This is a genomic window from Nocardia sp. NPDC052254 (assembly GCF_040679495.1).
Taxonomy (GTDB): domain Bacteria; phylum Actinomycetota; class Actinomycetes; order Mycobacteriales; family Mycobacteriaceae; genus Nocardia.
In genome coordinates this window covers 112,047-118,468 of sequence record NZ_JBFAUW010000016.1, presented here as the reverse complement: position 1 = coordinate 118,468, position 6,422 = coordinate 112,047, and the positions used below count along the sequence as shown (strand labels likewise).

The window sequence follows — 6,422 nt, the reverse complement described above, 5'->3', positions numbered from 1 at the left end:
GGTACTGCACTCGACAGGGTGTGGGAGAGTAGGACACCGCCGGAACATACATTGCGAGAGGCCCCCAACCAGCAGGTTGGGGGCCTCTCCGCATTTGGAGGGAGTGTTCACTCCCTTCGTTGGCGGGACCGGACGAGTCGAGTTTCGCGCCGTCGAATATTCGGGCGAATGGGATCGATTCGGGTGGGTAATCCAGCATTCACAGGACTTTCCTAAGTAACCCTGAGACCATTCGGGCGATCGATCGGGATCATGGAAAGTGTCGATCCGGTGCAATCGGTGCCGATCTGCTGACGGAAGGTGATCCGAATGGTTCTACTCCAGGAGCCGGCCACGCAGGCAGCACTGGGGTCCGACCACGTCGCGGCCGACCGTTCGCTGACGCTTCGGGAGCGTTTCAAGCTGCCGATGACCTACAGCTACGGCGTCCTGTTGATCGCGGTGACCGTGCTGGTGTCGGTACTCGGTGATTCCCAGCAGACACGAGTGATCCAGCATGCGAGCACGAATCTGCACAACCTGCTCGCCGGGCGCTTCGGCACATTGCTGTCGAGTGCGTTCGTCATCGGGGACGGGACCGCGGGCGCGCTGCTGATTCCGCTTCTGGTCTGTCTGCTCATCCTCGCCGAATGGCGATTCGGGGCGCTGTCTCTGCTGCGCATCTTCATCGCCGGGCACATCGGGGCCACGCTGCTGGTTGCCGGGGGCCTGTGGATCGCTGTGAGCGTCAAATGGCTGCCCACCAGTATTTCGTTCGCCGAAGATGTCGGCGTCAGCTACGGAGCGTTGGCGGTCATCGGATCGCTGATCGTCGTGCTGCCGAGCAAGTGGCGGCCCACCTGGGCGATCTCACTGGGCGCTGTGGCGGTGGCCGGGGTGGTCATGGGGCGGACCTTCACCAATGTCGGTCATCTGCTCGCGTTGTCGATCGGCCTGCTGGTCGGATGGTTGCTGTTGCGCAGCGGCCGGACGAGGGTGTCGCGACTGAACTGGGTGGAGACCGCACTGCTCGTGGTTGCCGCGCTGCTCGGTTATGTGCTGCTCGTCGGGTGATCGCCCCGCGGCCGTGACGGGTGTGGCGAGGGCCTAAACTCGACCGGTGCGCCTTGTGATTGCTCGTTGCCAGGTCGATTACGTGGGTCGGCTCACCGCACACCTCCCGATGGCTCGTCGGCTGTTGTTGATGAAAGCGGACGGTTCGGTGCTGGTGCATTCCGACGGCGGCTCCTACAAGCCGTTGAATTGGATGAGCCCGCCGTGCTGGATGGAGGAGCGCGAAGCCGAATCCGCCGTTTCGCCCGAGTCGGAATCCGTACCCGACGCCGATCCCGTACCCGACGCCGCTGCCGCGCCCGATTCCGCCGTCCGGCTGTGGGTGGTGACGAACAAGGCCGGCGAAGAACTGCGAATCACCGTCGAGGACATCGAGCACGACTCGAAACACGAGCTCGGTGTCGATCCGGGACTCGTGAAGGACGGGGTGGAAGCCCATCTGCAGGAACTGCTTGCCGAACACATCGTCACCCTCGGTGAGGGCTATTCGCTGATTCGGCGGGAATATATGACCGCGATCGGCCCGGTGGACATTCTGTGCCGGGACGCCGACGGTGCCACCGTGGCGGTAGAGATCAAGCGTCGCGGTGAGATCGACGGAGTGGAACAGCTGACGCGATATCTGGAATTGCTGAACCGGGATCCGCTGCTGGCGCCGGTCGCCGGTGTGTTCGCCGCCCAGCAGATCAAACCGCAGGCTCGCACCTTGGCGACCGATCGTGGAATCCGGTGCGTCACACTCGATTACGATGCTCTGCGCGGCACCGACAGTGCCGAGTTCAGGTTGTTCTGACCGCCGTGCCGCGTCGTAAGCCTCGCCCTCGGCCGTCGTCGCGATTCCCCCCGGGGTCGCGACCGATCGGTGACGTCTTCGGCCGCACCGAGGCCGGGCCGGGCGGCACGGAAAGCTATGTGGTGCGGACGATTCCGGGTGCCCGTGCGGTGAAGACCTATCGGTGTCCGGGGTGTGATCACGAAATCGTCCCCGGCACAGCCCATATCGTGGCGTGGCCGGCAGACGGTGGTGAAAACGACCGGCGTCATTGGCATTCCGGCTGCTGGCGTGGCCGGGATACCCGGTCGATCACACGCCGCTGGTCATGACATAGGGAAGGCCGCCCCCGCGGTGCGGGAGCGGCCTCGAAACGAGTGGTGAAGTGTCGCCCTGAGGGTGGTGGCGCGTATCAGCTCGAGACGTCGGCGCTTTCGCGCGCGTCGTCGACGGACTCTTCGTCTTCCGCCTTGACCTCGGGGATGGCCTTCTGTCGGCCGGAACCGGACTGCTTACCGGACAGCGAACGCTGCTCCGGTGCGCCGTCGAGCAGCTCGCTTTCGCGGTTGACCGCTGCCAGCATGGCCGGGACCGAGTCGAGCTGGCCGCGAATTCCCAACAGCTGAGCCAGGACTCGGCCGCGCAGCACGCGCATCTCCTCGGCCAGTTCCTTCGCATGCGCGATCTTGCGATCGGCGGACTGGGTGGCAGAGCTGACCAGACGGTTCGACTCGTCGGTGGCCTCTTTGATGCGCTGGGCGGCGTCGGAGCGGCTGGAAGCCTCCAGCTCCTCCATGGCCTTGGTGAGCTTGGTGCGCTTCTCCGCCATCGTGGCCTCGAAGTCCTGCTGTGCGGCCTTGCGCTTGGCCTCGGCCTCCTTGGTGATGCGCGTGGCATCGGCCTGGGCGGCCTCGACGATCTTGGCGGACTCGGTGCGCGCGTTCGACAGTGTCTGCTCGAACTCGACCTCGAGCGCCTCGCGCTTTTCCTTGGTCTCCGACAGCAGCGACTCGTACTTGCCGCGCATCTCGGTGGCCTGCTGCTCCGCGATGGAGATCATCTCGGCGGCCTCGGCCTGCGCCTGCGCGCGAACCTCGGACGCCTCGTCGGATGCCAAACGCAACATCCGGGAAATTCGATCGCTCATGCCTTCCGCGGTGGTGGGCGGAACCGACAGGCGATCGACTTCCTTGCGGAGCTCGTCGATCTCGTCGCGGGCGTCCTCCAACTGGGCGGCCAGGTTGCGGGCCTGAGCGGCAGCGGCATCGCGATCTGTGGCGGTGACCCTCAGCTCGGCATCGAAGCGGTCGAAGTAATTGCGTACTTCGTCACGGTCATAGCCCTTACGGACTACTGTAAAGGGCAACGCGACGAAGCGATTGCGATCGGGCTCAGTGGACGACATGCCCCACAAACTACAGCCTGTCGACCCACCATGGTGAGTCGACTGCGAATGTCGTTACGAACTGTTTCTGTGGCCGTATTGCGGTACTAGTGAGTAGGATTCGCCGCCGGCTCGACGAGTTCGATGAGCACACCGCCAGCATCCTTCGGGTGTACGAAATTGATCCGCGAGTTCGCAGTTCCCGCGCGCGGGGCCTCGTACAGCAAACGGATGCCGCGGCCTCGCAGAAAAGTAGCCACGGCATCGATATCGGTGACGCGGTAGGCCAGTTGCTGCAGTCCTGGACCGTTGCGGTCGATGAACTTGGCGATCGTGGACTCCTCGTTGAGCGGTGCCAGCAACTGCAGAGCAGTGGCATCGTCACCGGCGCCCGGCAGCGAGAGCATCGCTTCGTGCACACCTTGGGCCTCGTTGACCTCACGGTGGGTCTCGACCATGCCGAGGTTGTCGGAGTACCAGGCCACGCCGGTGTCGAGATCGGGCACGGCGATGCCCACGTGGTCGACGGCGATGACGTAGTCGGCGGGAATGAAAGCGGACGTATCGGTATTGCTCACCCCTCGACGGTAGCGCGCACCTATCTGGAGCTGCCGGGACGGCAAGGGTTACCGTTGGGTACGAGAGCGGTCCATCGTGACCGTCCCGAAATACGAGAAGCGAGGTTCCCCGTGGCCACCACCTCTGTCATTGTTTCCGGTGCTCGTACTCCGGTGGGCCGGCTCCTCGGTGGTCTGTCCGGGTTTTCCGGGTCGGATCTGGGTGGTTTCGCGATCGAGGCGGCGCTGCAGCGCGGTGTGGTCTCGCCCGAGCTGGTCGATTACGTGATCATGGGGCAGGTGCTGACCGCGGGTGCGGGGCAGATTCCGGCGCGGCAGGCGGCTGTGGCGGGTGGTATCTCGATGGATGTTCCGGCGTTGACGCTGAACAAGGTGTGTTTGTCGGGTATCAACGCGATCGCGCTGGCGGATCAGTTGATTCGTGCCGGTGAGTACGAGGTCGTGGTGGCCGGTGGGCAGGAGTCGATGAGCCAGGCGCCGCACATGCTGGAGAAGAGCCGTACCGGGTTCAAGTACGGCGATGTGACGTTGCGTGATCACATGGCCTACGACGGGCTGCACGACATCTTCACCGATCAGGCGATGGGTGCGCTGACCGAATCGCGCAATGCCGGCGACGGAATCGGCCGTCAGGAGCAGGACGCGTTCGCCGCGGCGTCACATCAGAAGGCCGCGGCAGCGTGGAAGAACGGTGTGTTCACCGACGAGGTGGTGCCGGTGTCGGTACCGCAGCGCAAGGGTGATCCGATCGTGGTGAGCGAGGACGAGGGCATCCGCGCGGACACGACCGTGGAGTCGTTGTCGAAGCTGCGTCCGGCCTTCGCGAAGGACGGCACGATCACCGCCGGTACCGCCTCGCAGATTTCCGACGGTGCGGCCGCGGTGGTCGTGATGAGCAAGGAGAAGGCGCAGGCGCTGGGCTCGAGCTGGATCGCCGAGATCGGCGCCGCGGGGGTGGTGGCCGGTCCGGATTCCACGTTGCAGGAGCAGCCGGCGAACGCGATCGCGAAAGCCTGTGCGCGTGAGGGGATTTCGCCGGCGGATCTGGATCTGGTGGAGATCAACGAGGCATTCGCGGCGGTCGGCATCGCGTCGACCCGCAAGCTGGGCATCGATCCGGAGAAGGTGAACGTCAACGGTGGCGCGATCGCGATCGGTCACCCGCTCGGGATGTCGGGCGCGCGGATCCTGCTGCATCTGGCGCTGGAGTTGAAGCGGCGTGGCGGCGGTGTCGGCGTGGCCGCGCTGTGTGGTGGCGGAGGTCAGGGCGACGCCCTCATCGTGCGGGTCTGAACCCGGTCGCGGCCGGATACCTGTGGTATGACCCACACCTACTACGACACTCCGTAGTCGTTCGGCACAATGGTGCCCATGGGCGAATTCTTCGACGTGAGCACCGTGGCCAAACGAGTGCGTCTGTTCGGATTGCTGGAAGCGCCGTCGTGGGCGCTGCTGCTGCTCGGCTCGGTACTCAAGCGGCTACCCGAACCCATCACCTGGCCGGTGATGGTGTTCGGCATGCTGCACGGCCTCATCTTCGTGCTGTACGCGATCAGCCTGCTGCTGGCCTGGCGCGAGTTCGAGTGGCCCGGTAAGACGATTCTGCTGGGACTGGTGTCGTCGGTGGTGCCGTTCAGTTCGGTGTGGTTCGAGCGGTGGGCGATTCGGAGCGGGCAATTGGGTGAACTGAGCCCGACCCCGGCACCGACGGCCGCCGTCTCGTGACAAACTGGATGTCGTGACTCGACCTGCCGCACGTCGTCCTTCGCCCGCCGTCGCCGCCGCCATGTCCGGCGCGGTGGATCTGTCCGCTCTCAAACAGCCGGCTGCCACCGACGTTCCGGGCGATCATGCCGTCACCGAGGCCGATTTCGAGACCAAGGTGCTGCGGCGTTCGCTCGAGGTGCCGGTGGTCGTGGTCCTGTACTCCCAGCGGAGTCCGGGCAGTGTCGATCTGGTGAAGCTGTTCGAGCGGCTGGTCGGTCAGGCCCAGGGCGGCTGGGAGCTGGCCACCGTCGAGGCCGAAGCCAACATGCGCATCGCGCAGGCCTTCGGAGTGCAGGGCATCCCGACCGTCATCGCGGTGGCCGCGGGGCAGCCCCTGGCCGATTTCCAGGGCTCACAGCCGGAAGCGCAGGTCACGCAGTGGCTGGACGCGGTCGTCGACGCTGTGCAGGGCAAGTTGCCGGGTGCGGACGCGGAGGAGGGTGACGCGCCGGCACCGGAGGATCCGCGTTTCGTGGCCGCGGAGGAGGCGCTCGACCGCGGCGATATCGCCGGCGCCGAGGCGGCCTACGAGGCGATTCTGGCCGCCGAGCCCGCCAATGAGGAGGCCAAGGCGGCGCTGCGCCAGGTCCGGTTCTTCGACCGGGCTCGTGCACTGCCCGCCGATGCGATCGCGGTCGCCGATGCCGACCCGGCCGATATCGATGCCGCCTTCACCGCCGCCGATGCCGAACTGTTCAACCAGGAGCCCGATGCGGCCTTCGATCGGCTGATCAACCTGATCAAGCGCACCGCGGGTGACGATCGGAATCGGGTGCGTTCCCGGCTGGTCGAATTGTTCGAACTGTTCGACACCGCCGACCCGATCGTGGTGGCCGCCCGCCGCAAACTGGCGACCGCGCTGTACTGA

At 65.5% G+C, this 6,422-nt stretch carries 8 protein-coding genes; 6 read left to right on the top strand and 2 right to left on the bottom strand.

The genetic code is table 11. The features are described from left to right. Positions 1-309 precede the first annotated feature (309 nt). From AB0L57_RS28760 to AB0L57_RS28750, 3 genes are read left to right on the top strand one after another with little or no spacing between them, the layout of a single operon-like run. A complete protein-coding gene (locus tag AB0L57_RS28760) occupies positions 310-1,053 on the top strand; it encodes a rhomboid-like protein (RefSeq protein WP_364968606.1) in 744 nt (247 codons plus the stop codon). A gap of 46 nt (positions 1,054-1,099) precedes the next feature. Further along, entirely contained in the window at positions 1,100-1,846 is a 747-nt protein-coding gene (gene nucS, locus AB0L57_RS28755; RefSeq protein WP_364968604.1) for an endonuclease NucS, read from the top strand. A 5-nt stretch (positions 1,847-1,851) separates the two neighbouring features. Further along, positions 1,852-2,157 (top strand): ATP/GTP-binding protein, encoded by a 306-nt coding sequence (locus AB0L57_RS28750; RefSeq protein WP_364968601.1) that lies wholly within the window; start codon positions 1,852-1,854, stop codon positions 2,155-2,157. A gap of 80 nt (positions 2,158-2,237) precedes the next feature. Here the strand turns inward: AB0L57_RS28750 and AB0L57_RS28745 are convergent, their stop codons facing one another. Together AB0L57_RS28745 and mce are read right to left on the bottom strand one after the other, a co-directional pair. Next, positions 2,238-3,230 (bottom strand): hypothetical protein, encoded by a 993-nt coding sequence (locus AB0L57_RS28745; protein ID WP_364968633.1) that lies wholly within the window; start codon positions 3,228-3,230, stop codon positions 2,238-2,240. 86 nt (positions 3,231-3,316) lie between these two features. Next, positions 3,317-3,787: a methylmalonyl-CoA epimerase gene (gene mce / locus AB0L57_RS28740; RefSeq protein WP_364968599.1), complete on the bottom strand. Its 471-nt coding sequence runs from the start codon at positions 3,785-3,787 to the stop codon at positions 3,317-3,319. Between the two features lie 111 nt (positions 3,788-3,898). Between mce and AB0L57_RS28735 the strand changes: the two genes are divergently transcribed. From AB0L57_RS28735 to AB0L57_RS28725, 3 genes are all read left to right on the top strand, one after another. Continuing rightward, positions 3,899-5,080, top strand: coding sequence for an acetyl-CoA C-acetyltransferase (locus AB0L57_RS28735; RefSeq protein ID WP_364968596.1), 1,182 nt, complete (start codon positions 3,899-3,901; stop codon positions 5,078-5,080). A 78-nt stretch (positions 5,081-5,158) separates the two neighbouring features. After that, positions 5,159-5,512: a DUF3817 domain-containing protein gene (locus AB0L57_RS28730; RefSeq protein WP_357569725.1), complete on the top strand. Its 354-nt coding sequence runs from the start codon at positions 5,159-5,161 to the stop codon at positions 5,510-5,512. A gap of 61 nt (positions 5,513-5,573) precedes the next feature. Further along, entirely contained in the window at positions 5,574-6,422 is an 849-nt protein-coding gene (locus AB0L57_RS28725) for a tetratricopeptide repeat protein (protein ID WP_364968630.1), read from the top strand.